The following is a 25446-nucleotide window of genomic DNA, read 5'->3' as shown; positions in this document are numbered from 1 at the left end:
TATAAAAAACACATTTTATTTTCTCTGTTTTGCCTCAAAATAAAAAGACCTGCGAAGCCTATTATATCAAGGGTTCAGCAAGTCTTTCCATCAGAGAGAAATCCTTCATGTAAAGGAACTGTAATCTAAATCATATCTTTTTGTTATTGATTTGACATTTACGTGTGTTACGATATCACCTGTTAGCCGCCAATAAAAAGCTAACAAGGGAGGATTTACTTATGAAGAAGACGATTATGTCCTTTGTGGCAGTTGCTGCACTTTCAACAACTGCATTCGGAGCTCACGCTTCTGCAAAAGAAATTACGGTGCAAAAGGGTGATACGCTCTGGGGAATCTCTCAGAAAAATGGAGTGAACCTAAAGGACTTAAAAGAATGGAACAAGTTAACTTCTGATAAAATCATTGCAGGAGAAAAACTGACCATTTCTTCAGAAGAAACAACCACGACTGGGCAATATACAATTAAAGCGGGAGATACGCTTTCTAAGATTGCTCAAAAATTCGGCACGACAGTCAACAACCTGAAAGTTTGGAATAACTTAAGCTCTGACATGATCTATGCTGGATCAACTCTTTCAGTAAAAGGTCAGGCAACAGCAGCAAACACAGCTACTGAGAATGCGCAAACAAACGCACCTCAAGCTGCGCCAAAACAAGAGGCTGTGCAAAAAGAGCAACCTAAACAAGAAGCTGTACAACAGCAACCTAAACAAGAAACAAAGGCTGAGGCAGAAACTTCTGTTAACACAGAGGAGAAGGCTGTTCAATCAAATACAAATAATCAAGAAGCTTCAAAAGAACTAACAGTTACTGCTACTGCTTACACTGCTAACGACGGCGGCATTTCCGGCGTTACAGCTACAGGCATTGACTTAAATAAGAACCCGAACGCGAAAGTTATTGCGGTTGATCCTAATGTAATTCCGCTAGGTTCTAAAGTCTATGTTGAAGGCTACGGGGAAGCAACAGCAGCAGACACTGGCGGCGCTATTAAAGGAAATAAAATCGACGTATTTGTACCAAGTAAAAGTGATGCTTCTAATTGGGGCGTCAAAACTGTAAGAGTTAAAGTCTTAAACTAATAATATAGATTGTGATAAAAAGACATGAGCTTTTGGCTTGTGTCTTTTTTTGTTCTGCTTAGAGCTGTTTATATCATATGCTGATAAAAGAAAGTGGTCCCGTTTTTCTCTTTATGTGCGATTCAGGGGCTCTCGGGTTAAAAGATTGATTCCGTATTACAGAGACATTCGGCATCATGACATTTATAGCTGGTTGTTACTATCTTTGATCAGCGAAACGAGCTGGTGTTGTATCTTTTTTGGCAGATAATAAGCAGTTGGATGTAGCAGATGCCATTGACGGATTCGGATTGATTTCAGACGGTTTTTAATTGTGTTATTAGGCTCTTGCAGTAGGGCATGGCAGCTTCGGGAGCGAAGTGGCACAACTTTGTCATGCTGAAAATACAATACAATCAATATCTGAAATTCTGCTGATGTGCAATGGCCGACCATTTTAACAGGGATATCATTCAATCCAGTCTTTTATTGGGCTGTTAACCAAGCAATCGTTCAGCGGGCATAGGAGCGAGGATATGGATCAGTTTAATTCTTCTGGTTGCGGCGAGGTTCTCAAACGGGAATTTCAGGTTAAAAAAAGGATCCTGGCAGATGCCAAGATCCTTTTTTATTTAAACCAGCCTTTTTCCTTTGACCGGGTAATGGCTTCAATTCGATTTTTCACTTCAAGCTTTTCTAGAATCATTGAGATATAATTCCGCACCGTCCCGCTTTTGATGCTGAGTTCCTGAGCGATTTCTTTTGTGTTTTTACCGTCAGCCACAAGTTCAAGCACTTCTTTTTCTCTATCTGTAAGAGGGTTAGCTTCGCTGTATAAGTCCTCCATCAGCTCTGGTGCATAGATGCGTTTTCCGTTCATGACGCTACGGATGGCGTTGGCCAGCTCTTCACTCGGACTGTCTTTTAACAAATAGCCTTTAACGCCAGCTTTAATAGCTCTCTGAAAGTAACCGGGTCTGGCGAAGGTGGTTAAGATGATAATTTTGCAGCCTGTATCTTTTAGCTCCTCAGCAGCTTCAAGCCCTGTTTTTCCGGGCATTTCAATGTCCATAATACATACATCAGGCTGGCGTTTTTTGACAAAATCAACAGCATCTTGGCCGGTTGTACCTTTGCCTACGACTTCCATATCGTCTTCGAGGTTTAGAAGTGATCCTAAAGCGCCCAGCAGCATTTGCTGATCTTCTGCAATAAATATACTAATCATATAAGCCATCCTTTATGTTTATTTTGAATTATTAGGAATTGCCATGGTAAGCTTGGTTCCGTTTTCGGTATTGATGTGAAGGCTTCCGTTTGCAAACTCAAGCCGTTCTCTCATCCCGAGTAAGCCATGTCCTTTTGAAAAGGAATTTTCTTCTCCTTTGAATGTTCCATCGTCAGACACTGTTATCACAACTTCCTTCCAGAGCTGCTGAATGTCAACTCGGCAAGTTTTAGCCTGGCTGTGTTTGACGACATTTGTGACAGCTTCCTTTAAGCACATGCTCAAAATGTTTTCATTCAGCAATGAGATATTTTCGGGCCATTTCTCTTCTTCATAGATAAACATAATGTCAGCTGCTTCGAGAATTTGTTTGATGTTGATCAATTCATCCTTGAGCCGGATGCCCTTCATAGAGGAAACGATTTTTCTTACTTCATTTAAAGAAGTTCGCGCTGTTTGCTGAACACTTTTCAGTTCACGAGCTGCTTGTTCGGGATCTTTGTATATCAATTTTCTTGCTAAGTCGCTTTTTAAACCAATAAGAGAAAGCTTTTGCCCAAGCGTATCATGGAGATCGCGGGCAATTCGCTGACGTTCTTCTAATTTTACCAGTTCTGCAATCCGTTCATTTGCATCCTCGAGCTTTTCTTCAAGCCGTTCGCGCTCCTTGCGGCTTCTTATACTAAAGGGCAATAAAATTGCGCTGATGAGGGTTATGACGACAAAAGGAATTTGTGTCAGAAAGAATTCCTTCTTTAATACGAGACTGAAATTGGCTGCGACGGCTGCGCTTATTAAATGGACATAATATAAAATATGAAAAGGGACGCGTTCCTTAATGTTTCCAATAAAATACGCGATAAAAAAAGCAAAATAAATATAACTGAACAGGGTAATGGAGGCGGTTGAAATGCCAATTAATAAAAATCCCCACAAATAAATGGTCCAGCCTTTTGAGACAAAAGCAAATCGATATACCGAAAAAAATAAAAGCGTCAAAATGATGCCGACAATAATAACAAATGTAGATGATGATTTCCATATAAAGTAGAAGGGGAGGATGAAAAATATCGTCCATATATAGGGCGTAATCCCGTTTAGTTTTTGAAATGTTAAATGCTTTTTAATCATGATCTTACCTCATTTTCAGCTTTTCATCTTACTTGTAACTTTATCATTGTGAAAGCCAGAATGCACCCTCCAACAATAAAAAGGAAGCCTTCTAGTATATTAGAAGACCTCCTTTATCATCAGGCATTCTTCCGCAGCTTCTGTTTTTCTGGTGAATCAGGCGGAAGGCTTACAGGTATATGTTTTATAGCCCGAAATGACACAAACTGTTTGTTATCTTCATCCCATAGACGGAACGCAAGTGATTGCAGGCTTGTTTTTAAGGTGATTGTCGGTACGTTTTTTAAAGGTTCGTGATGTTCATGAGCAACTTCAAGCTTATAGTTAGGCACCTTTGGACTCAAATGATGAACGTGGTGGTAACCGATATTGCCTGTTAGCCATTGAAGCAGTTTCGGGAGTTTATAAAATGAACTGCCTTCAACAGCAGCCTGAACGTAGCTCCAGTTTTCATCCGCTTCAAAATAAGAATCTTCAAAGGTATGCTGCACATAAAACAGCCAAACACCGATTGAACCTGAAATCAGAAATATCGGGCCTTGCACCAGTAAAAACGATTGCCAGCCAAAGATCAGACAGCAAGCGGCAGCCAACGCGACAATTGCCAGATTCGTAAGGTATGTGTTTACACGCTCCTTGCGTCTTGCGCCTTTTTTGTTAAAACGGTTCGTGATCAGAAAAACATAAATCGGTCCGAGAATAAACATGATTAACGGGTTTCTATAAAGTCTGTATGCAAGCTTTGTTCGTCTGGATGCAGCTTTATATTCGTTTACTGTTAACATCCAGATGTCTCCTGTTCCGCGTTTATCCAGATTGCTGCTAGTTGCATGATGAATCGAATGGCTGTGCTGCCATTGAAGATACGGGAATAAAGTCAGGACACCTGTCAGAAAACCGAGAATGTGGTTATAGCGTTTTTGTTTGAAAAAAGATTGATGGCAGCAGTCATGGAAGATGATAAAAATTCTTGTCAGAAAACCTGCGGCAATCACCGTTAATGCTAACGTAAGAAGATAGGAGACATCGAGGCTGAGATAAGCAAGAAACCACAGGCCGAAGAATGGGATAAACGTGTTTAAAAGCTGAATCAGGCTGTTTTTTGTTTCAGGCTGAGCAAATGCAGCGACTTGCTTTGTCAGCTGTTTTTGTTTATGTGCAATGGTTTGTTCAGTCATAGTAAGTATCCTCTCATTGTGTGTCTCGGTTCAGTATACGCTAATGAGAGAAGTCTTTTGTAGTAGCACACATCATGCCTCCTATATGACATTTGTCATGTCTCGTGCGGCATGCATAACCGATTGCGCTAAAAAAGCTTGTAAAAAAATTTACAAGCTGATTAATGTTTATCAATCCATATTCGTGATGTACCCGAAATAGCTTCAATACTGCATGTTCCTCCTATAGGGAACGTGGCAATTGGCGAGGTATGTCCGGCATTTATATTTGCGATGATCGGGATGCCGGATAATTCTTTTTTTGTTTCGATCATGGCTTTTACAAGATCCATTGATACGTTTGATGCTTTCTGAAATCTGCCGATCAAAATCGCCTTTACATGTGAAAAAGCGGGGAGGTGTATGAGTGATTGCAGATCACGGTCAAACATGTGGATATCTGACATATAATCATCTTCAATCAATAAAATAGTATGTTCTGTTTCAGGAAAATACTCCGTACCCTGCAGCAAATTAAGCGTGCATAGGTTTCCGCCTACTAAAGTGCCTTCCGCATAACCTTCTTGGATTACAACAGGTCCGTTATTAGGATAAAAACGCCTGTTTTCTTGATCCAAAAACCAGCGGTCATCGCTCCACTCACTTGAAGGAAGAATTTCAAACGGGTCGTCCGAAGCGCAGCAAGATAGAAAATACTCTTGTGTATAATCGAGTCCTTTTTTCATTGCAAATGTTGAGAAGTGGGGACCTGAATACGTAACAAGACCCGTTTTTTGATAAATTGCGTTGCAAAGAGCGGTTATATCGGAATAGCCGCACAGAATTTTTGGATGCCGTTTGATTTTCTCGTAATCAAGATAACGCAGCAGCTGATTTGAATTAAACCCTCCGAGTGTCGTTAAAATCGCTTTGACGCCTGGATCAAAAAAGGCAGCGTGCAGATCATGGACTCTTGACTCGATAGAGGATGAATCAAATTCGTTACATTCATTTGCGTGTTCAGCGATGGTTACCCGATAACCTAAGCGTTCTAACGCCGTTTTTGCTTGGATTTTTGCTTCATTTGATAATATAGACATGCTGGTCGCGGGAGACACGATCCGGATTTCGTCTCCCTTTTTCAGTTTTGAGGCGTACATAGAACCCTCCATCAATGGTTTTATACCATTACAGCATATCTTGGCTCTTTCTTCCAGACTTTTTTACAAATCAACCCACTTAATGCTGCCGGATTGGGTATCATGATCGATACATACTTTGAATTGATGTTTTTCATAAAAGTGAATCAGCCGGTCTACATGATTCCAATCCCGTTTGGCGATGTCTCCGGTGACTTTCGGTATATTATGGTCTCTTGCAATATCTTTTAAATATTTCATGCAAATGGAGCCAAACCCGTGATTCGGAGGGCCTTTTATATCGCCTATATGAATGGCATCGTCCTTGTAAGACGCTACAAGTGAAAAACAGCCTTTTCCTCGGTAAGCCGTTTTACAATCAGTTAGCATAATTTTGCATGTTTGGCCATCATCAATCGAGGAAACAATCATCCACTCATCATGTTTCGATTGATCAATACCAAGCACTTTGGCATCTTTAGATAAATCCTTCATATTCTCCTGCATGCGATAAATTTGAAATTCTAAATCATTTAGTTCTTCTTCAAGCTCTTGACGATTTTTTTCTTTAATAGTAAACAAGATCAAACTCCTTTCAAAAAACAGCTTAGAAACACAGTTACCAATTGTATTAGAAGAGAGGCGTATTGTAAACAACAATTCCATTATTACTAGAAATTAGCGCAAAGTCAGGTTTGAGCGTTTTTAAGAGAGGAAAAAGAAAACTAATCTGTAATAAAGGAGGAATCGGAATGGCGATTGATTCATTGATTAACAAATTACAGTATGTCCAATTGGAACCGCCGGATAAAATTCTCTCCCTGTATCTCAATACAGACATGAGAGATCCAGAGCAGCAGGGGGGAGAATGGAAGATTGCCCTAAAGTCAGGATTCAGCCGATTAAAAGAGTATTTGGCAGTTAGTGATCCAGAGGAGGAAAAGTGTCTGGATGGGATCAGGGCTAAAATGAATCAATACTTGAATGCAATGGGAAAAGACATGCCCCGCAGTCTCGTGTTTTTTGTTTCCGACAGCGGCATATGGGAACCTATTAAGCTTCAAGTCCCTGTAGATACAAGATTTTACTGGGAAGAAACAGCTGTCCTGGATCAGCTGAAGGGTTTGCGCCAGGCATACCCAAGTACGGCGTTTATTTTAACTCAGCAGCATGAAGTGAAAATTATTGAAACTGTTTTAGGAAAAATTGAGGCGGTGGAGCGTTATGAGTATGATATGATCAATGAGTCTTGGAAGAATAGCCATTCCGCTGTAGACAAAGCGCCACCATTTGAAGAGAACCGGATGAGGGAACATGTAACAGAGAACCAATCGAGACTGTATAAGCGGCTGGCTGCCAGCCTTGATCAAAAAGCTGCCGCGAAAAGATGGGAACGAATGGTTATTGCCGGGGATAAAGAAACGGCCGATATCTTGGATCAGCATATGAATAAACCCATTCATTCGAAAATTCAAAAGAACCTGCTGAATGAAAATGAACATAAGGTCATTGAACATTTGATAAAAGAGGCGTAAACCTAACAGGCCGGGGCTAATAGCCTCCGGCCTTTGAAGTGTGTCTAATTTCTGACGAAGCAATCGAAACCGTTGACATCTTCTTTGAATTTGCATACGATTTGGATAGCCAGTACAAATTAGGAGAGGTCACCAAATGAACCAAACAGAAAATAAACCGAAAAATTACACGGGGATTGTCCTTACGCTGACAGTTCTGATTAACGGTTTAATCGCAGTGCTGTTTTTTATGCCTAAATTAGATCAGTTCAGCCATGCGAATATTCACATTTTGCCAATGCTGAATGCGATATTCAACAGCTTTACGTTTATCTTCTTATTGGCCGCGCTGATTATGATTAAACAGAAAAATATCAAAGCTCACAAACGCTTTATTTTGGCCGCATTCACAACAACATTACTATTTTTGATTTGCTATGTGACGTACCACTCGATTGCGGAAAACACGCTCTATGGCGGAGAAGGTATTATGCGCCCGATTTATTTCTTTATTTTAATTACACATATCTGCCTTTCTGCAATTATTGTGCCGCTTGCGCTGTTTACGCTGATCAGAGGCTTCAGCATGCAGGTAGAGCGCCACAAAAAAATTGCGAGATGGACAATGCCTCTATGGCTGTATGTAAGCCTTACAGGCGTTATTGTATATTTGATGATTTCACCGTATTATTAAAAGCCATACTCAGTATGGCTTTTTTTACATGTAAACATGACAAAAGCCCAAATTCATTTTTGGGCTTTTGTCAGTAAATTGATAGACTCTTATTCATGAGCCTTGGATTCCATGGTTTCAAGTGTTGCAACCTGCAAAGATTCTTCAACAGTTTTTGTTTTTTCTTTTACTTTTTCTGCATACGTATAATCACCGTAGCAATACGGATAGCGGAAATTTTTCGCATTTCCCCCGCAAGTATACAGATCAGGATTTTTTTTGACTTGCTGCTCGGAGTATTGTTTTGCCAATTCCTCAGTATGCGTTCCTCCATGTTCAGCTACAAAATCAATGTAACCTGCCCCCATGTTGTAGCTTTGAATAATGGTATCCAAATCCACGCCTTTTTCCTTACCGGTCTTGTACATGAGGGTAAATTGCTTGATGCCTTGTTTAACACTGAGTTGAGGGTCTGTTATCTCATTGCGTTTTAACCCCAGAGATTCAGAGGACTGCATGGGATCATTGCCTTTTCCTTTTGACTCCTGATACATCATGCCTAATATGAGTGATGTATAATTAGAGAGTCCTTGGCTTTCAAGCTCTTCTTCCACCAAGGGTTTGTAATCGGTTAAACGTTCCAAAACAATGGTTTTCGTATCGATCGGAAGTTTTTTGATTAAATCCCGGTTGAAAAAAAGCAGGACCAATAAAAAAGAGGCGATGACAAAGACAAAAATCATCATAAAACCCGCAGCAGCGAAACAGCCTTTTCTCTTTTTCTTCACTGTGTTTCACCCTCAATGTTTGGAGCAGTATGACCTTTTTATTATGACATAGAACGACAAATCAGACCAAGTAAAAACCTGATTTGAAACATAAATTTAAACTATGAGATTGAAATGGAACACAAGCAGGCTGTTTTGCACTCAAGCGCATTTGTTATAAGATAAAACTATGAATAAAGAAAGGTGATACATATGACTGAATTTAGAGAAACGGAACAATCGGCTGCTGATCTTGACGAGGAGACGCTGTTTCTAGTCGCGCAAACATTCAAAGCGCTTTCTGATCCTACCCGAATCAGAATTCTCCATTTATTGTCCCAGGGTGAGCATGCAGTAAACGGAATTGCAGAAAAGCTGAATTTACTGCAATCCACCGTGTCCCACCAACTTAGATTTTTAAAAAATCTCCGGCTTGTCAAATCGCGCAGAGAAGGAACATCGATTTATTACTCTCCGGAGGATGAACATGTTTTAGATGTTCTTCAGCAAATGATCCATCATACACAGCATGATTGAAAAAGACATCCTTGCTTAACTCGCTGCTAGCGGGCAAGGATGTCTTTTTCTTTATTGTGTCCGTGCTGTTCGAGTTCGTTTCTGCTGAGCTTGATGACAAAAGAAGAAAAACCGATATAATAAACGGCTATCAGAAAAAAGACGCCTATTGTCAGAGGGTCCGTTCCGATTGACTGACTGTAAGATCCAAGGCTGTTTAGATCAGGTGAGGTAAGATAAAGCTCTGTCACTCGATATAGAAATCTTGACAGGAATAAGGTTAAGAGAATCATTTCTACCCAAATATGAGTCCGAAAATAGATCTTTCCTCTGCGTTTTTCAAAAGAGATGTTTTTCTTAGCGAAAAAGACAAGGAGCCATCCGCCAAGAATGCCCAAAATGAGATATCCATATAAAAAAGGGTGAATGGCGCTGAAGATTGAAAGTCCAAAAGCAAACAGCGAGAAAAGAATGATACGGGTGAACAGCCAGCAGGGCTTCAGCGGCTGGTATCCGATGGACCTTTTAATTTTTTTATACAGAAAAAAGATGATGATCATGGCAGGATAAACGCTCTGAAGTGTAAGATGCATGATGTGAAATCCCCTCCGTTGAGAAGTGTATGCTTATCCGGTTGGAAATAGTAGCTGAAATAAATACTGAACACAAAAAAGAAGGGGAAACCCCTGTTTTCATAGCATATGCAAGGTGTATTCCGCCGCATAATAGATATGCCCAAGCTTTATCAAAATGTTATGATTGTTTTGTTGGAAAATACAAGAAGAAAAGGTGCGCAGAATGAAACTGGAACGTTTGTTAGCGATGGTTGTGTTATTGATCAGCAAAAAACAAGTGCAGGCTGCAGAGCTTGCTGAGCTGTTTGAAGTATCTGTCAGAACAATTTACCGTGATATTGAGACGATCAATAGGGCTGGTATTCCGATTGTGACCTCACAGGGTTCCGGGGGCGGAATTGGCATCATGGAAACGTACCGGCTTGAAAGAGAGTGGCTGAAGGAGGAGGAATTGTTTGCAATTGCTTCCGCTTTGCAGAGCGTTTCATCTATGTATGAACCCGTTTCTCACAGCACAGCCTATCAAAAAATCAAACACCTTATACCTGAGCAATCTGCTCAAGCATTTAAGCACCAAACAGAAAAATGGTTTATTGACATGACGGCATGGGGCCATACCGAGGATCAAAAGACGCTTCGTGAGAAAATCAGCGCCGCCATCGATCGGTTGTCAACGATATCTTTTACATATACAAGCGCAAGCGGGGAAACTCTTCTTCGTGAAACTGAACCTTATACATTGGTTTGCAAGGCGGGGCACTGGTATTTATACGCTTATTGCTTGGTGAGAAATGATTTTCGTTTTTTTAAACTAAACCGGATGAAAGATCTGGCCATCTTACATCAGACCTTTATCAGAAAAGACATTCAGCTGGACACTTTGCCATGGGATAAGAGTTGGTACCAAAAGGACCGTTTAACTGAATTGGTTATTCTTGTTCAGCCGGCAGCACGTCAGCGCATAGGTGAATGGTTCGGATATGATGTCCTTCACTGTTGTGAGGAAGATAAAACCTGCCAGGCGGTGATTTCACTTCCAGAAGATCAATGGCTGATCGGTTTTTTGCTCCAGTTCGGAAAGGATATTGAGGTTCTGCAGCCTCTTCATATACGGGATAAAGTAAAAGAAACCATTCATCACATGCAAAGAATATATGAAACCTGACACACTGCTGTCAGGTTTCTTTGTCTATAATCTTAAAAAAAGGAGGAGATCGTATGGGCTTTTCACATATAACACACTTAGACCGGAAACGATTTGCCGGACTGTCACAACGGACAAGCAACGCACTGGAAATGACGGAAGAAAGGAGGATTCCGGCACTGTGGGATCAATTCTGGAAGCAGGATATGAGCGCTCTTTTATCACAGGCTGAAAAAGACAAGAGCATTATTGCCTTATATTCGAATTATGAACAAGAGACGAATGGGTTTTATACGTTTTCAGTCGGAACGTTTCAGGAATACGACGACATTCTTCCGGGACCATATGAAAACATTGATTTGCCGGCTTCCGCTTACGCCGTTTTCACTTCCAGAATCGGCCCTATTGAAGAGATTGTGCTTGAAACGTGGAAGGAAATTTGGACTTGGGATAAGCGGCATCTGCGCACGTTTACAGGTGACTTTGAGATGTATGATCAAAGTGCCGCAGTGCCACAGCGAGCACAAGTTAACATTTATGTAGCGATAAAAAAATAATAAACTCTTGAAAAACTAATGGTGTTAGTTAATAATAAAACTAACGCCATTAGTTTTTGTTAGGAGGAATAAAAAATTGAGAATGACTCAGTACCAAACGGTTTGGCAGCTGACTTTTTTTCCAGCATTGTTTCCGGTTAATTGCTATTTAGTAGAGGAAGAAAACGAAGTCACCCTTATTGATGCCGCACTGCCAGGCAGCTATAAAGGGATTATTCAAGCTGTGAATCAGCTTGGAAAACCGCTTCGGCATATTTTACTGACTCATGCACATGGGGACCATGTCGGATCACTGGATACATTGGCACAAACATTTCCGCATGCAAAGGTCATGATCTCGGAACGGGATTCATTCTTGCTCCAAGGTGACACATCCTTGCGGCAAGATGAGCCGCAGACGCCTATAAAAGGAGGTATTCCGAAACACATACAAACAAAGCCTCACCAACTGCTGACGGGCGGTGAAACAATTGGTTCCCTGCTTGCCATTCCAACACCGGGCCATACACCGGGCAGCATGTCATTTCTTGATACAAGAAACGGCACTTTAATAGCAGGAGATGCGTTTCAGTTGCACGGAGGAATCGCTGTATCAGGCCAGATAAAATGGACGTTTCCTTTTCCCGCTTTCGCCACATGGAATAAGGAGGAGGCCATCAAAAGTGCACAATTGCTCGCAGATAAGGCGCCTTCCTGTCTCGCTGTCGGACATGGAAAATTCCTGCGATCACCTTCAGAGCGGATGAGACAGGCGATCCAAAAAGCAAAGAAAGGATGATGAGCATGTCACCGAGAATAGGTTTGACCCAAAAAATGATTGTAGACGCTGCAGCGGAGATTGCCGATCAGGAAGGGGTAAATGGTGTCTCACTTGCGGCACTTTCTAAAAAAATGAATGTGCGCCCCCCGTCATTGTATAACCATATCAACGGGCTGCAAGCGATCAGAGCAGAACTTGCTGTTAGAGGACTGACAAAGCTTTTTGATCAAATGGCGGACTCCGTAACCGAACGAAAGGGAGATTCCGCGATGCTTTCTTTAGCACATGCATATGTTGATTTTGCAATTGAAAATCCCGGATATTATGAAGCGGCTCTGCTTAAGGTTCAGGACAAACGGATGGAAATCGTCTCTGACCAAATTGTCTGTCTTGTGACGAAGCTGCTCATTGAAAACGGCTATGCAAGTGAAAAGACTGCCATTCATGCGACAAGGGGGCTCAGAAGCCTGCTGCATGGCTTTACTGCTTTAATCGCAAAAGAAGCATTTGAACGTGAGGAGGGCATTTTAGAAAGCCTGTCATTTTCAATTCGGACATTTTTGTCAGGATTATTAATAAACAATAAAAATATTATGTAAACAAATAAATGGATGTCTTATATTTCTGAATATTGTATAATATCAAGGGAGTATACATAGGGGAGAGGCATTATGCAATGGATGACATTCACAAGATTGAACGATTAGCGGCAGCTTCATGGCCGGCTTATTTTCAAAAAAGCATAGGGCAATGGCTTCTCAGAGCGAATTTTGGCGTAACCAAAAGGGCAAATAGCGTATGGACGTCTGCGGATATGCCTGAAGGGAATTTTCAGCTAGAGGCCGAACTTTTTTATCAAAGTTTAGGCTTACCTGTTTGTTTTCATATTAGCAACGCATCACCGAAAGGGCTTGATGACGCTTTGGCAGACAGCCGTTATGAAAAGGTAGACGAGTGCTTCCAGATGACAGCGTTGTGCCGGTCAATTATGAGCCGAACAAATGACAACAGCCGATTTACATACAAGTGGGAACAAGAGCCATCATCTGTTTGGATAGATGAATTTATTCAATTAGAAGGGTTTTCACCCGAGCGTCACAAAGGTTACAAACACATTTTCGAACGCATGCCGCCGTGTAAAACTTTTTTCAAGATGTATGACAAAGAAAGCCTGACAGCGCTTGGCACGGTTTCTGTCATTGATGGTTATGGCGGACTTAGTAATATCGTTGCAGCTGAGGAGCACAGAGGAAAAGGGGCAGGAACCCAAGTGATCAGGGTGTTGACTGAATGGGCAAAAAACAACGGAGCGGAACGCATGTTTTTACAAGTGATGAAAGACAATCTGGCGGCAGTTTCTTTATATGAAAAAATCGGATTTTCGCCTATATCGGAACACCATTACCGGATTAAAAGCTGACCAAAGGAAGGGGGTTGCTGATGGATTCGCTTCAAGAGATGATTTGCGAAAAACGGACATACACACGCCTTTATCATTCACATAAGCACGCGTACAGCCAATTTCTTTTTCCGCTTGAAGGGAGTATAGATCTTGAGACTGAGGGGCGCCAGGTGAAATTAAATCCGGACCATTTTATATATATTCCGCCGCAGTGTGAGCATCGCTTCCGTTCTATCGGAAGAAATGAATGTCTTGTACTGGATGTTCCGCTTCATGCAATGAAAATTGATGAGTATCGTGCAGGATCGGGAATTGAAGCTGCACTCGATCCTTTCTGGTCTTCGATCAGGTACTTGCTGACAGAGGAAGCAAAGGCCGGAACAGCCAACTCGCTTCATATGCTAGTACAATACATAAAAGAAAAGCTTCAATCCCATAGCTATGCCTCAATTGCATACATTCACAGCCATTTATTTGAGCGGCTGACGATTAAGAAGCTGGCAGAAATCGAGCATTATCACCCAGCTTACTATTCAAGCTGGTTTAAAAAACAGACAGGGAAGTCCCCGCAGAACTATATTGCTGACCTTCGCCTTGAGGAAGCAAAACGAATGCTGATGGAGAGAAATGAAACCCTTACCGTCGTGAGCGAGGCGCTGGGCTTTCAAAACCTTTCTTCTTTTACAAGATGGTTCACGAAAAGCACAGGAATGCCGCCTCGCCTGTATCGAAACACCTTATATTCAGATAAAAAATGATGGCTCTTTGGTTAAACGAATCTTGAATATCTCCTTTACAATAGGAGAAAAAGGAGTTATTGATATGGCAGTTATTGAAGACTTTGAGAAATTAGATATCAGAACGGGAACAATTGTAAAAGCTGAAGAATTTCCTGAAGCAAGAGTACCGGCAATCAAGCTTGTGATAGATTTTGGGACTGAAATCGGCATAAAACAATCGAGCGCACAAATCACGAAGCATTACAAGCCAGAAGATCTCATCAACAAGCAAGTCATAGCAGTCGTGAACTTTCCGCCCCGCCGGATCGCCGGATTTAAATCGGAAGTCTTGGTCCTCGGCGGTATACCCGGCCAGGGCGACGTCGTCCTTTTGCAGCCGGATCAGCCTGTCCCAAACGGCACAAAAATCGGATAACGCAAAAAAAGACGTTTGCCTAAGGCAAACGTCTTTTGCGTATTGAGGCGATGCACCACACGCCACATTCGTGTGTGCCGTAAAGGCATGTACATCGGCTTACACAATTCAGCTCATCGCTATATGAATATAGCATGGAGGGCGAAGGATTGCAAGGATTACTTTGTTTTTGTGATTGAATTTGTCCGTCTAATCAAGATCTTATTATATGAAATGTAATAATCTTTTAGTACAGAAGGTGAGCATGATCTAAGGTAAGCGATTGACCTCATAAGCAACACGTATTCCAGATTCAATCGCGCCTTGCATCCACGCATGAGTGAGTGAGGCGTGTTCTCCGGCGAAATGAACTCTGCCCTCAGGGACAGGAATATAGGGATACAGCTCTAATTCTTGTCCTGGTTCGAAAGCTGTAAAACCTCCCGCAGAATACGGGTACTGGCTCCAGCTAAAAGAAGTGCCAGACACAAATTCAGACCACACAATATCACCATAGATTTCAGATAAATTCAGTAAAGTATACTGGATTCGCTCTCCTTCTGAAAGACTGTCCCATATCAGTGCCTCATCAGCCCAAGTATAACTGGCCAGAATGACGGCATGTCCATTTGCTCCAATATTTCTGCTTGGATAATACGAAAAACGAATCGGTAGATCAGTAATAGATTTGCCGCCGCGCTGCCTGGCTTTTTCCCAAAATCGGCTTTTAAACTCTATGCCGATTTTTGTTGCACTGATATAGTTTAGCTCACGGATTGCCCTTCGTTTATAGTACGAGAATGAATGGTATGGTTCGATTTTTACAAATCGCAATGTTGAAAAAGGAATGGTTACAATAGTGAGATCAGCTGTGAATGATGTGAATTCTGCCGTTTGTTGATGCTGACAATGGATCGTAACACTATTTTCCCCCTGAGACATTTTCATCATTTTTTGATGGTATAGAATGTTTGTTTTTAATTGAGGAAGAAACGCGTGAGGCAGCAGATCCATGCCGCCAGTTATCTCATAGAAGTGAGCGGGCGATGAAAAAAAGATAGATTCCCGCAATACTTCAACAAGGGACATCCCCATATACGCTTCCATATCCAAAAGTACACCAATCATATCGATCGCGCCATATGAAAAATACGTGTTTAAAAAAGAGCTTAACGAATGATTTTTGTATTGTTCTTCGACGATCCGCCAATTTCTCGCTGGATTTTGATTGATAAAATTTAGAATAGGCTGCAGTAAAGAAAGCATCAGCTCTTCAGACGTTTTCCCTTGTTCATTTGGTGCAACTGGATATCTCAATATTCCAGGAGCTCGTTCAAAAACTTGGAGACGTGTTTTGATTCCATTTGCATAAATGATGTCCATAGGGGTTCTGTTGAGAAATACATTTGTTGGCAATTTGAATTTTTTTATATATTCTAAGGTTAACGAATGGTTATTCGGTATGCGCATCGGGCCAGCGTTGAAATACAAATCATCACTAAAGGGAGATCTTAAAGTGCAGACACGGCCGCCCGCTCTGCCGCTCGCTTCGAGAATCGTTACTCTGTGACCGGCATTTTTCAGCAAAGATGCTGATACAAGCCCGGACAATCCAGCTCCTATAATAAGAATGTGCTTTGGATGCTGCGATGCGCTAAGGCCATTTCTAATGATCTTTACCATGTCATCATTCATTAGAGAATTCACTTTTTGGAGGCACCTCTTTTTAGAATTTATTGCATTATATTCACTGAAAAGAGCACCTATCACGATCTGTTCACATCTTTTGGAATTTGAAAGGTTATTGTTAAAAGGAAATAAAGGGGTGATGTATGTGACTAACTTTGTTCATAAGACGGTAAATGGCTTGAAAAGTCTTTTAGATGAAAAAGGAGCCATTCAATTGTTTTGTTCTGAAGGGGATATCATGGAGTTCCTTGTTACATTTTCACAGGACAAAGCAACCCTTAACGACATTCAAAGTTTTGAAGCTAAACATCAGATTACCCTTCCAGAGGATTATCAGAAGTTCATGACACTGCATAACGGTGCGAAAATTTTTGAGATTCTTTCTGATGGGGAGAATATAGGTGGAGGACTTCAGCTATTTAGCCTTGAAGAGATTGAAGAGGAGTTAAAATATGAGGATTTGTTTGAAGATATCAATGGTATTCCAATTGGCTACTTATTGGAAGAATGCCATTTAATGATCGATAAAGATAAAGTGAACCAAGGTGATCCCAACTATCTCTATATATTTGAAAGTGGTTTAGAATATAATCCATTAAATTTAAACTTTGAAATATTTTTAGACCGGTATATATTGGCCAATGGGGAACCTTTTTGGGATTGGCGCTACTATACCGCAGAAAATTATTATAGAACAAGATAGTGTGATGTATAAGACAGTCATTTTGGCTGTCTTTTTCTGTTATTCAAATAGATTACTGTGGTGAAATTTACATAGAGTAGTCTAGGAAGGAGAATAATATGAAGGTATTTGAGGCTGATTCATTACTCTCTGAGACCGATAAAAGAACCAAAGAGTATAAGGAACTAAGGTCGCAAATGGTGAAGCTTAAAAAAGCGTTTAAGTCTGTAGCTGACCTAGATGACACCGAGTTTTCCGGTAAGGTGCAGACAACAAAGCTGGTCGAACAATCAGTCTGGGTATTGGATACAGTAAAGATGATCTTGGTGGTGGATTTCACCGAGCTAAAACAATAGATCTTCCCACAAATATCACGATGGACATATATAAATGTTGCTTGATAAGTTTTACTCGGGTAAAACAGTGAGAAGTATCTCAGTTACGTTATCAAATATTGTTAATCAACAGTTGAGTTTATTTGAAGTGGATAATGAAAAGAGAAGGAAACTTGGGTTTGTAATGGATGGGATTAGAGGTAAATACGGATCGAAAGCGATTCTTAGAGCAGTTTCTTATACATCTGCTGGTACTGCGCTTCACAGAGCAGGGCTGACTGGTGGACATAAATCATAAAGTTAAGATGATAAAACTACAATGTTAATTTGCTAATTTTAATAGAGAAACATAACGTATTCTGCCACCATACACTATGGTTTTACTAGACACAGAGGACATCTTTTCTTATACCATTAGACACAATATGGCTTACTTATTTTTACTTAAACAGTTGGAAATGGTTTTTTCATCTGAGATAATAAAACCTACTTTTCTCATAAATAAACAAGGTAAAATCAATGAATGGGATAGAATTTTTAGAATCGGTGTCACAACTGGGACAAATAATTTTATTGTTCTCTGGCTACGCTCTTTATTGGAGATTGAGTAAAATAAAAAGAGAACGAAGACTTACAAAATATGAAACTTTTCTTAGGTTCTTCGTAATGTTCGGCATATTAGCATGGGGGCTTTCGTTTCTTGCTTTGCATATGTGGTAACAAACTTTCCATTAAAATTTTATTTTGAAGACAAAAGACCAAACTGACTGTATTTCGTAGTGCGGTCTTTTTAGTTTAATTAGCTAATGATTAATCAAGAGTTGACAAATTAGTAGCACCCATTGCTCGATAATGTTTCTAATGGGTTAAATATTAGACAAAAAACTTGGTTGGTTGAATAGAAGTAATATTCCTTTTAGCTTCATGGAACTCTTTGTCATTCGAGGATGAAAAGCCACTGAAAATTACTAATCCAACGACAACTGACAAGGTGGCTAATGCAAGTTTAAATTTCATATAAACACTCTCCTCTTTGTATTTGGATTCGGGCATCCACCATAACGTCAAAAAAGGTGGTTGAGTTTTCAAATTGCCCTATCTCCTTACAATAATTAGCCGTGTCGAGTGCTAATTCCTCTAAATCTGGATACATAACATTATCTTTAAGTACAGAAAAAGTTCGGAAAACTGTGCGTTTATCTATAGAGTCGATATATAAAGCCTTTAAGTAATTAAACTCAGCAACTAAGACATCATCGTTTATGGCTTGTGCTTTCTCGATTCCTTTTTTATAAAGAATAAAGGCTTTTTCAATATCCTTCATTTTGAAGTAAATTTGTGTCAGTGTAAATAATGTATGAGGGAGAAGATCACTTTTATCGTTTTCGTACAATGAGACTGCTTGTTCAATTTATTCAGCAGCTTTGTCATACTCTTTCATCTTATAATAACAGTTCCCCAAATTATATAACGATGCACCAATTAGTTTGTGCTTGTTTATAGCTTTCGAATCTTTTAATGCTCTTTGAAGATGCGGAACTGCTTTTTCATGACTTTCCAGATCATCAAAGTTGCCTGCTACAACAAAAGCACATTGTATTCGGCGAACAGTATAGTTTTTTTGGTCTTTATAAATGTTAAGGGCTGCTTCAACACGAATAACCTGCTTATCGTAAAAATTTATAATGAGCTAAAAAAGACAGTAAACATAAGGATTTTTGATACTTTAATTAGTGAATAGAGGGTAAACGATCGTAAAAAATAAGCGGGAGTAGGGAAAAGTGGTTGTTTTAAGGGGATATTGATAAAAAAGGGAAAATTTAAAGAAGGAAAAACGTTGATACTATAAGCTTTTACGATAACGATTACGATGTGAAAAAGGACGATTTAATGTGAAATTAGGAAAATGAAAATTTGGATAGGGTGTGGAAATGGAAGTGCTATGAGTACATTTGTTCTTGCTTTTGAGTATTTGAATGTTAATAGACCCCCACATATTGGTAGTTAAATCCCTATATAATAAGTAATGGTTATGTCCGAATGCTTTATGGATATATATAAAAGTGAAAATCAAGAACATTTTTAAAAAAAGCAGAATATCTGGCTTGAAATGGGATAGATAACTCTGTTTTTGATCGTTATCGTAACAGGAAAAATTAATAAGAACACTTATTATATCCTTAATAAGCCAAATGTTCTGAGTGAAGTACTACATATTCAACCTTGTCTTTTTAATGGAAATGGAGCATCCATCGTTTTTTATTTGGCCATATTTTAATCCCTCAATGATCTCGACTAATTAACCCTTAATGCAATATAAGAAATGGCCAAAGTAATTATTTATTACTCAGCGGTAACAGAAGAGAATGAATTAGGGAAAGCATTTGATTTCATACATAAGAAGAGACCACAAGGCAAAGAGTTAAAACTCTTTACCATCAGGTGTTTTCCTTAACCGATTCGCAATTAACTTCATTAAATTTACTGCAATAGATACCAAAACAATAATCAAAGCAATTTCAAGTAAGATAATAAGTCCAATATTTAAGTTAAGCCTATCATAATAATCACCGGTAAAGGAAATGAGTTGATAAATACCTAGCATTAGAGCTATAAAGATTGCTCCTAAAACAATTAGAGATTTTTTAGAGAAATCCTTAGCATGTTCAAAATTATAAATTATTAGGAATACAAATAGACAAGCCATAGCAATCTCGTGAGTCAACGAACCACTTGCTGAAAACCCTTGCACAATTAAGGAAACAATTAATCCAATTATTCCGATTATTTTATTCAAGACATCACCTGCTTTGTATGATCTTAGGTGCCAGCTTACCAATTAAAGGGGAATTTCTCAAGACCATGTACTTTAAAGTTAACTTAAAATCGAGATTTTAAACAGATAGGAGGAAATGAATGAATCAAGATATTCAGTTTTTTAAAGAACTTCAGCAAGAGTTGAAAAATCAAGACAGCGACGGTCAAACTTCACCGCGTTTCTGGACGGTGGGTGACTATGAGTGGGTGGAAGCTCGGGAAGAAAATGCAGAACGGAATTCTGTATACCTGCCAGCGGGTATGATACAACGTTTGCTGACAAGTGGCTTTCGAAAGCTTGGTTTCTCGGCCAGTGTTTCGGCACGAGCATTAATCATCTTGTATCCGATCTTTTCATCTTTAGCCCAAGGAGGGATAAGGCCCCATCTAAGCTTGCCCAGACGGTTATTGGATCCATCGTTAATGATTGTCAGGATGTTTTGTGAAGGAGCGACATTATAGTTTGGGTGATATTCACCTTCAGGTAAGAATTGATCTATGTTGAATTGCTTGATGATGTCATTGTACAAGCTTGATACACAAAAAACAAAAAGGAGGGATGTGATGCAGCAAACAGTTGAGGTTAAAGAAGTTGAAGTGTTGGTCAGGGGAATATGGAGAAAGAATAATCAATGATATTAATACTTAAACAGTCTTCTGATAGTCTTTACAATAATAAGAAAGCCCCCATACCGGGGGCTTGAAGCTGCCTAATAACCATTAAATCCCTTGATTTCAAAGTTTTCTGTATCGAGATTTAGGCTATTCAACTGCTTTAATAACACCTCAAATTTTAAGCAGTCACCGTTTCTTAATTCATCTGGAATATATTTAGGATTTGCAATTTTCATGCCATTCTCAATCCATTGTTTTCGGTATAACTGAATTGCCGCTTCAATTAAGTAATCTGGCGTTACAATAAAACCTAAGCTTACTTCATGATCTTCACTGTAGCCGTATTCAAAATCGCAACAAGGGCAGATTTCAAATGTTTTTTGATACTCACCATCATTGTTTAATGGGTTTTCACTTAATCCTTTATATCCGCAAATTAAACATGTATATAATTTAGTCATAGCAATCCCTCTTTAATATATATATTGTTCCTATTGATTTTTATAATAATTATAACCAGCTTTTTTATTTGGATGTTTTGGCTTAAAGTACGTTATTATAGTATCTTTATTCCCTTGTCGTTCTACAGATAAGAATTCATTGGTCTTCTTATTATACTTATAATAACGATAATTGCCACCAAATTTTTTCTTGCTTCTTTTTTCAAGAACAGTTTTGCTAGTTGCTTTTCCTAAAAAAGTTCGAGCTTTATTTAGATATTGGGATTTCGTAATGTTGCCAAATTCTTTTTTGTGCTTACGGTAGTGGTCGTCTAAATTTTTCATACTAACTTTACGGACAGCTTTTGAAGCAGATGTTTTAGTTCCATACTTTTTGGTTGCTTGTTTAACACTAGTTTTGCCGAATTTTTTAATAGCTTGTTTTATACCTATACGTGCAACCACGATAGCAATCCAAACTAGTGGGTACCAAGAAGCATGTACTTCAGCAGTATTTACATTAAACTCTTCCCCAGTTTTCGTATCAGTTACAGTTGCAATGAAATCTCCATCATCATTTATATCTTGTAATTCAACATTAAATTCTCCATTGAAAACTTCTCCAGAATCATCTTCTGCTTCTGCAGAAACAACCATACTACTTGTGTCTAAATCTAGTTCTAACTCACCATCGACAGATAAATCATCTGTTTCAATTTCTCATGAAGCTTTTATTATTAAAACTATATTAAAGAAACTATGAAGTGGCTAGCATCTGCAATGGACGGAAGAGGGAAAGGAATAAAGGACATTAAGTTCTGAATAAAACAGCAGTTTTAATTAGATTTTCGAAACGATTCTTTATCATCGTAAAGAAAAAATGTAAAATTTACCTGTAGGCTTGAATTGTCAATGATATTTAGACATTCATTTGCTTGGGGGGAAGAGATTTGAGAAATAAACTTGAAAAATTGCTGCTTGAAAAGGGTGTATTGGAATCTCATATTAAGGGAATGAAGGAAACCGCAAATATAAGTGAGTATCCATATGAATTGTATTATGATGTAATCGAAAAGAGCGAAAAACAATATAGGGATGCTCCGCTAAAAAAAATTAAGAGTTTAGGGTTCAGGGGAACCAGTGGTGTATCTTGGTTTGATCACGCATGTTATAACGGTACAGATAATATTGACATCGGCCGATGTGAAAAAGCTTTTGAATACTTGGAAAAACAAAGCCTAGAAGAATTTCACACTTATTATCAACACTCACCAGTGAAATTGATTCATTATGAAGATGATGACTTTTATGCTGTTTACGGTGATGGAACCCATCGTACGATTTGGGCCAAGATAACAGAAGCTCCAACAATTTATGCTCATGTAACTAGAGCAAGAAAGAATCCTTTCTTATATAAAACATTCTTAAGATTTAAAGAGTTAGAATCACAGATTAATATGTTTTTTGAGGAGAATGACCTTAGTTGGGGAGTTAAAAATAATCAATATTATTCAGAAATCCTTTACAAAGGTATTACAGTAGCATTTTATTCTATATATCCTCCTTACTCATTTAAACGATCTTCCTACAGTCTCAACGATCAAAAGTTGGATACATGGAATAAGCAATTAAATGAATTGAGGATTGAGTTTGAAAAAAGTTTTCGATATAGAAAAATTCTTCATAATATTATGAAGATGATACCCAGAAAATTAGAACACAAACTTTTTTCTTTTATTGAAAAGATAAGTGAAAGTTGGTCTGCAGCTGATGGACAGGTAAGAATTATAAAACAAGGATTCGATATGTATTGTATTGATAAAAAATTAATTTAAGTAAGTTGCTTTAAAATATGTACAATAGCATGAGAAATGGCGAAGAACTTAAGGAGAAGTCATAAAAAAGTTAATAATTATATGTTTAGGTATTATCGGGAATTTCTTATGGTACAGTGTAGCAAATTTGACAACAATACAAAAGTATATGTGGATACTCAATTAGAGGGAAATCATGAAGATGAAAATGAAGGAAAAAGTTATTATGACAATGATTCAAGTCAAGAAAGTAAAACACTTAATGACAAATATTTAAGTCAACAAGAAGAGAATGAGAAATATGACATTTACGCAAATGATTTAACAACTAGAGAAATTAAATCACGTAATGGTCAAGATGAAAATGTTTATGGAGGCAACGTGATCTCTAGTAGTCAAGCCAAAAGTTATGGTTATCACACAACACCAATTACTAAGGAGGGAGATAAAACATTTAAATTTTGGAGGAACGATTGTGGATTTTGTTCCGGAAAAGGGTGAGATTGTTCTGGTTAGATTTCCTAAGGGTAATCATAAAACATATATTGATATCGAGCTTATTTATAAGCCATACATTGGTAGTTTTTATATGTATGATCCCCGGCAAATTGAATTACAAATCCCAGAAGGTGAATCATCTTCGCTCAGTGATTTAGCCTACTTAAGTTTTAATTCTTATGATTGTGAAAACCAAATGATTGCAGATATGCTAAGGGAATTCACAGAAGAAAAGTTATTAAATATTTTTAATTCTGAGTGCTCAGAAACAGCTTTTTATGACGCTGCTTCAAGAATCATTGAAAGTGTTGCGGAAGCTGAAGAGAGATCGATGCCAGATATCGGAGCTGTAGCTTTAAAATAAAGATTGATTATGTAAAACAAAGTCCGATAATTTATAAAAAAGTTTGATAGAATCACATTAACAATACAGATTTTTGCAATTCAACAAACGGGCCATTTAATGCACAATTAATTTGTGATGGCAAGTTAAAATTTGTTTTGCACTCAATCATCAATAACAATAGAATTAAACTAAAGATTATTTAAACAGCATAGAAAGGGGGTAAATGTTTTGAATATAAATTTAATATTATTTGTCTCATCAATTAATCAAGAACCTACAGAGGAAAATACTCAAACATTAGTGAAAACATTTGAATCTGACTTTCGCCCTCAAGTAGGAGATATAATTGACGATCCTGGATTTGATTCAGGCTTCCATAATGGATACGAGGTGGTAAAAGTTACAATAAATTATACTTCAAATGAGTGCCTTGTTTCACTGACGCCGTTAGCAATTGAAGTTGAAAAAATTAGTGTTGAAGATTATATAAAAAAGCTTAAAACACATGGGTGGAGTATTCAGTCTAGGTAGCACTCAGCAGTTTTTATTATAAGGTACTATTCCTCAAACTGGCGCGTTTGTTGAAGATTCTAGACATAAAATGATCAAACTTTTTTATAAAACGATGATTGAAATGAATATAGAAAAAACGTGTTTTGATCAATCTTTTTTTCAAAACACGTTTTTTCTATTTGTACTTTTATCAAGGTTTATTAAGTTCATTTAATCAAACTTTATTTTAAGGCTACAGGAGCACCTGCAGCTGAAGATAAGATCCGGCCGTATCCGGAATCCAGGAAAGCAGGCGCGCTGCGCCGAATATAATTAAGGTGGGTTTTAATTGGCTAGTGATAAAGAATGGGTTAAAATAAGTGAACTTTCTGAAGAAGAAAAACAAAGATTGACTGCCGGTACTCTAAGTCTAGCAACAGTTCTAATGACTTAATCCTTTAACTATTTGGACTGGCGAAAGATTTAATTCGACTTCCTGTTCCCTATCAAATGCAACTGGAACAGATAATAAAGAAGAAGGGACTTTTAGGAAGAATTTAAGTTTAATCGAGATGAGATTGGCCTTTTATTAGGTCAGCTAAGTGATAATCTAGATAGTAGTGGTATTGATCCAGACTAAGTACTGAACGCACTGTTCTCAAGGAATAAAGTACTTTGAAACTGAAATTTTAAAGAGAAGTAGGTGGGACAATAATGTTAAAAATGATTACTGTTTGGTAGAAGTATTACGATGATAATGACCCTAAGTTGAACCATATTGAAGATGGCTGGTCAAAGGATGAGTATCCAAAACCAATTAAACTAACGTTTGCAAACCAAGAGGCTTGGAAAAAAAGCGAGTGGGAGAGAAAATATGCATATCTTGATGAAAAATCTAGAGTAATGGATGCTGCTAAAGCTATATGGCTTAAGTAAAGTTTTGCATTAATAAGGTTT

At 38.6% G+C, this 25446-nt stretch carries 31 protein-coding genes and 4 pseudogenes; 20 read left to right on the top strand and 15 right to left on the bottom strand.

Annotated elements, in window-relative coordinates; all coding sequences use genetic code 11:
• The first annotated feature begins 221 nt into the window (after positions 1-221).
• On the top strand, positions 222-1085 hold the full coding sequence (locus MHH79_RS10400; protein ID WP_340034325.1) for a LysM peptidoglycan-binding domain-containing protein: 864 nt from the start codon (positions 222-224) through the stop codon (positions 1083-1085).
• Between the two features lie 607 nt (positions 1086-1692).
• Here MHH79_RS10400 and desR read toward each other — a convergent pair.
• From desR to MHH79_RS10375, 5 genes are all read right to left on the bottom strand, one after another.
• On the bottom strand, positions 1693-2292 hold the full coding sequence (gene desR, locus MHH79_RS10395) for a two-component system response regulator DesR (protein WP_004399356.1): 600 nt from the start codon (positions 2290-2292) through the stop codon (positions 1693-1695).
• Positions 2293-2310: 18 nt separating this feature from the next.
• Positions 2311-3423 (bottom strand): two-component sensor histidine kinase DesK, encoded by a 1113-nt coding sequence (gene desK / locus MHH79_RS10390; protein WP_169037870.1) that lies wholly within the window; start codon positions 3421-3423, stop codon positions 2311-2313.
• Between the two features lie 119 nt (positions 3424-3542).
• Positions 3543-4601 (bottom strand): fatty acid desaturase DesE, encoded by a 1059-nt coding sequence (gene desE, locus MHH79_RS10385; RefSeq protein ID WP_340034323.1) that lies wholly within the window; start codon positions 4599-4601, stop codon positions 3543-3545.
• Positions 4602-4762: 161 nt separating this feature from the next.
• Entirely contained in the window at positions 4763-5740 is a 978-nt protein-coding gene (locus MHH79_RS10380) for an LD-carboxypeptidase (RefSeq protein WP_340034321.1), read from the bottom strand.
• A gap of 63 nt (positions 5741-5803) precedes the next feature.
• Positions 5804-6301: an N-acetyltransferase gene (locus MHH79_RS10375; RefSeq protein ID WP_014477061.1), complete on the bottom strand. Its 498-nt coding sequence runs from the start codon at positions 6299-6301 to the stop codon at positions 5804-5806.
• Between the two features lie 170 nt (positions 6302-6471).
• Between MHH79_RS10375 and MHH79_RS10370 the strand changes: the two genes are divergently transcribed.
• Both MHH79_RS10370 and MHH79_RS10365 read left to right on the top strand, forming a co-directional pair.
• Positions 6472-7254, top strand: coding sequence for a VLRF1 family aeRF1-type release factor (locus tag MHH79_RS10370; protein ID WP_123373206.1), 783 nt, complete (start codon positions 6472-6474; stop codon positions 7252-7254).
• A 136-nt stretch (positions 7255-7390) separates the two neighbouring features.
• Complete coding sequence (locus tag MHH79_RS10365) at positions 7391-7927, top strand: DUF420 domain-containing protein (RefSeq protein WP_003231280.1); 537 nt, start codon at positions 7391-7393, stop codon at positions 7925-7927.
• Between the two features lie 89 nt (positions 7928-8016).
• Here MHH79_RS10365 and MHH79_RS10360 read toward each other — a convergent pair whose 3' ends face one another.
• Entirely contained in the window at positions 8017-8694 is a 678-nt protein-coding gene (locus MHH79_RS10360) for a lysozyme family protein (protein WP_003231283.1), read from the bottom strand.
• Positions 8695-8886: 192 nt separating this feature from the next.
• Between MHH79_RS10360 and czrA the strand changes: the two genes are divergently transcribed.
• Positions 8887-9210, top strand: coding sequence for a Zn(II)-responsive metalloregulatory transcriptional repressor CzrA (gene czrA / locus MHH79_RS10355; protein ID WP_003231284.1), 324 nt, complete (start codon positions 8887-8889; stop codon positions 9208-9210).
• A gap of 26 nt (positions 9211-9236) precedes the next feature.
• Here the strand turns inward: czrA and csk22 are convergent, their stop codons facing one another.
• Positions 9237-9782 (bottom strand): mother cell-specific sporulation protein Csk22, encoded by a 546-nt coding sequence (csk22, locus tag MHH79_RS10350; RefSeq protein ID WP_326209383.1) that lies wholly within the window; start codon positions 9780-9782, stop codon positions 9237-9239.
• 205 nt (positions 9783-9987) lie between these two features.
• On the opposite strand from csk22, the gene MHH79_RS10345 reads away from it, so the two are divergent.
• The 7 genes from MHH79_RS10345 to csaA all read left to right on the top strand — a co-directional run bounded on the left by MHH79_RS10345 (position 9988) and on the right by csaA (position 14782).
• On the top strand, positions 9988-10929 hold the full coding sequence (locus MHH79_RS10345) for a YafY family protein (protein WP_340034314.1): 942 nt from the start codon (positions 9988-9990) through the stop codon (positions 10927-10929).
• Between the two features lie 53 nt (positions 10930-10982).
• Positions 10983-11465 carry a GyrI-like domain-containing protein gene (locus MHH79_RS10340; RefSeq protein WP_014480008.1) on the top strand — a complete coding sequence of 161 codons (483 nt, stop codon included), beginning with the start codon at positions 10983-10985 and terminating at the stop codon, positions 11463-11465.
• Between the two features lie 76 nt (positions 11466-11541).
• On the top strand, positions 11542-12243 hold the full coding sequence (locus MHH79_RS10335; protein ID WP_340034313.1) for an MBL fold metallo-hydrolase: 702 nt from the start codon (positions 11542-11544) through the stop codon (positions 12241-12243).
• Between the two features lie 5 nt (positions 12244-12248).
• Complete coding sequence (locus MHH79_RS10330) at positions 12249-12824, top strand: WHG domain-containing protein (RefSeq protein WP_340034312.1); 576 nt, start codon at positions 12249-12251, stop codon at positions 12822-12824.
• 77 nt (positions 12825-12901) lie between these two features.
• On the top strand, positions 12902-13645 hold the full coding sequence (locus MHH79_RS10325; RefSeq protein ID WP_340034311.1) for a GNAT family N-acetyltransferase: 744 nt from the start codon (positions 12902-12904) through the stop codon (positions 13643-13645).
• Positions 13646-13659: 14 nt separating this feature from the next.
• Positions 13660-14385: a helix-turn-helix domain-containing protein gene (locus MHH79_RS10320; RefSeq protein ID WP_340034310.1), complete on the top strand. Its 726-nt coding sequence runs from the start codon at positions 13660-13662 to the stop codon at positions 14383-14385.
• A 64-nt stretch (positions 14386-14449) separates the two neighbouring features.
• Positions 14450-14782, top strand: a complete 333-nt coding sequence (csaA, locus tag MHH79_RS10315; RefSeq protein WP_340034308.1) for a chaperone CsaA — start codon at positions 14450-14452, stop codon at positions 14780-14782.
• Between the two features lie 249 nt (positions 14783-15031).
• On the opposite strand, the gene MHH79_RS10310 is transcribed toward csaA, so the two are convergent.
• The gene (locus MHH79_RS10310) at positions 15032-16468 is read right to left on the bottom strand and encodes a flavin monoamine oxidase family protein (protein WP_340034306.1); all 1437 of its coding nucleotides are present in this window, start codon (positions 16466-16468) and stop codon (positions 15032-15034) included.
• A gap of 127 nt (positions 16469-16595) precedes the next feature.
• Between MHH79_RS10310 and MHH79_RS10305 the strand changes: the two genes are divergently transcribed.
• The 4 genes and pseudogenes from MHH79_RS10305 (at position 16596) to MHH79_RS10290 (ending at position 18187) form a co-directional block, all read left to right on the top strand.
• Positions 16596-17153, top strand: coding sequence for an SMI1/KNR4 family protein (locus MHH79_RS10305; RefSeq protein WP_340035143.1), 558 nt, complete (start codon positions 16596-16598; stop codon positions 17151-17153).
• Between the two features lie 98 nt (positions 17154-17251).
• Positions 17252-17395 (top strand): annotated as a pseudogene (locus MHH79_RS10300) (T7SS effector LXG polymorphic toxin); the annotation flags it as partial.
• Between the two features lie 8 nt (positions 17396-17403).
• Positions 17404-17765: pseudogene (locus tag MHH79_RS10295) on the top strand (UV damage repair protein UvrX); the annotation flags it as partial.
• Between the two features lie 221 nt (positions 17766-17986).
• Positions 17987-18187, top strand: coding sequence for a hypothetical protein (locus MHH79_RS10290; protein ID WP_123373215.1), 201 nt, complete (start codon positions 17987-17989; stop codon positions 18185-18187).
• A gap of 153 nt (positions 18188-18340) precedes the next feature.
• On the opposite strand, the gene MHH79_RS10285 is transcribed toward MHH79_RS10290, so the two are convergent.
• From MHH79_RS10285 to MHH79_RS10255, 7 genes and pseudogenes are all read right to left on the bottom strand, one after another.
• The gene (locus MHH79_RS10285; RefSeq protein WP_340035142.1) at positions 18341-18484 is read right to left on the bottom strand and encodes a hypothetical protein; all 144 of its coding nucleotides are present in this window, start codon (positions 18482-18484) and stop codon (positions 18341-18343) included.
• The gene (locus MHH79_RS10280) at positions 18474-18860 is read right to left on the bottom strand and encodes a hypothetical protein (RefSeq protein WP_340035141.1); all 387 of its coding nucleotides are present in this window, start codon (positions 18858-18860) and stop codon (positions 18474-18476) included. The genes MHH79_RS10285 and MHH79_RS10280 overlap by 11 nt, the downstream gene beginning before the upstream one ends.
• A gap of 18 nt (positions 18861-18878) precedes the next feature.
• Positions 18879-19028, bottom strand: a complete 150-nt coding sequence (locus MHH79_RS10275; protein WP_340035156.1) for a tetratricopeptide repeat protein — start codon at positions 19026-19028, stop codon at positions 18879-18881.
• 861 nt (positions 19029-19889) lie between these two features.
• On the bottom strand, positions 19890-20264 hold the full coding sequence (locus MHH79_RS10270) for a YoqO family protein (RefSeq protein WP_340035140.1): 375 nt from the start codon (positions 20262-20264) through the stop codon (positions 19890-19892).
• A gap of 274 nt (positions 20265-20538) precedes the next feature.
• Positions 20539-20814, bottom strand: a pseudogene (locus MHH79_RS10265) (SOS response-associated peptidase family protein); the annotation flags it as partial.
• A gap of 180 nt (positions 20815-20994) precedes the next feature.
• Positions 20995-21360: a hypothetical protein gene (locus MHH79_RS10260; protein WP_071577897.1), complete on the bottom strand. Its 366-nt coding sequence runs from the start codon at positions 21358-21360 to the stop codon at positions 20995-20997.
• 30 nt (positions 21361-21390) lie between these two features.
• Positions 21391-22059, bottom strand: a pseudogene (locus MHH79_RS10255) (SAR2788 family putative toxin); the annotation flags it as partial.
• Positions 22060-22289: 230 nt separating this feature from the next.
• Between MHH79_RS10255 and MHH79_RS10250 the strand changes: the two are divergent.
• The 5 genes from MHH79_RS10250 to MHH79_RS10230 all read left to right on the top strand — a co-directional run bounded on the left by MHH79_RS10250 (position 22290) and on the right by MHH79_RS10230 (position 25425).
• Complete coding sequence (locus MHH79_RS10250) at positions 22290-23174, top strand: hypothetical protein (RefSeq protein ID WP_340035139.1); 885 nt, start codon at positions 22290-22292, stop codon at positions 23172-23174.
• 108 nt (positions 23175-23282) lie between these two features.
• The gene (locus MHH79_RS10245; protein ID WP_340035138.1) at positions 23283-23654 is read left to right on the top strand and encodes a hypothetical protein; all 372 of its coding nucleotides are present in this window, start codon (positions 23283-23285) and stop codon (positions 23652-23654) included.
• Positions 23629-24015 (top strand): hypothetical protein, encoded by a 387-nt coding sequence (locus MHH79_RS10240; protein WP_340035137.1) that lies wholly within the window; start codon positions 23629-23631, stop codon positions 24013-24015. Before MHH79_RS10245 ends, MHH79_RS10240 begins: the two co-directional genes overlap by 26 nt.
• A 210-nt stretch (positions 24016-24225) precedes the next feature.
• Positions 24226-24528 (top strand): hypothetical protein, encoded by a 303-nt coding sequence (locus MHH79_RS10235; RefSeq protein WP_007409833.1) that lies wholly within the window; start codon positions 24226-24228, stop codon positions 24526-24528.
• Between the two features lie 729 nt (positions 24529-25257).
• On the top strand, positions 25258-25425 hold the full coding sequence (locus MHH79_RS10230) for a hypothetical protein (RefSeq protein ID WP_340035136.1): 168 nt from the start codon (positions 25258-25260) through the stop codon (positions 25423-25425).
• Positions 25426-25446 lie beyond the last annotated feature (21 nt).

Origin of the sequence: Bacillus sp. FSL K6-0993, from assembly GCF_037977205.1 — a bacterium.
Classification (GTDB): Bacteria; Bacillota; Bacilli; order Bacillales; family Bacillaceae; genus Bacillus; species Bacillus subtilis.
The sequence above is the reverse complement of the archived record's forward strand: the minus strand, read 5'-3'. Positions and strand labels throughout refer to the sequence as shown.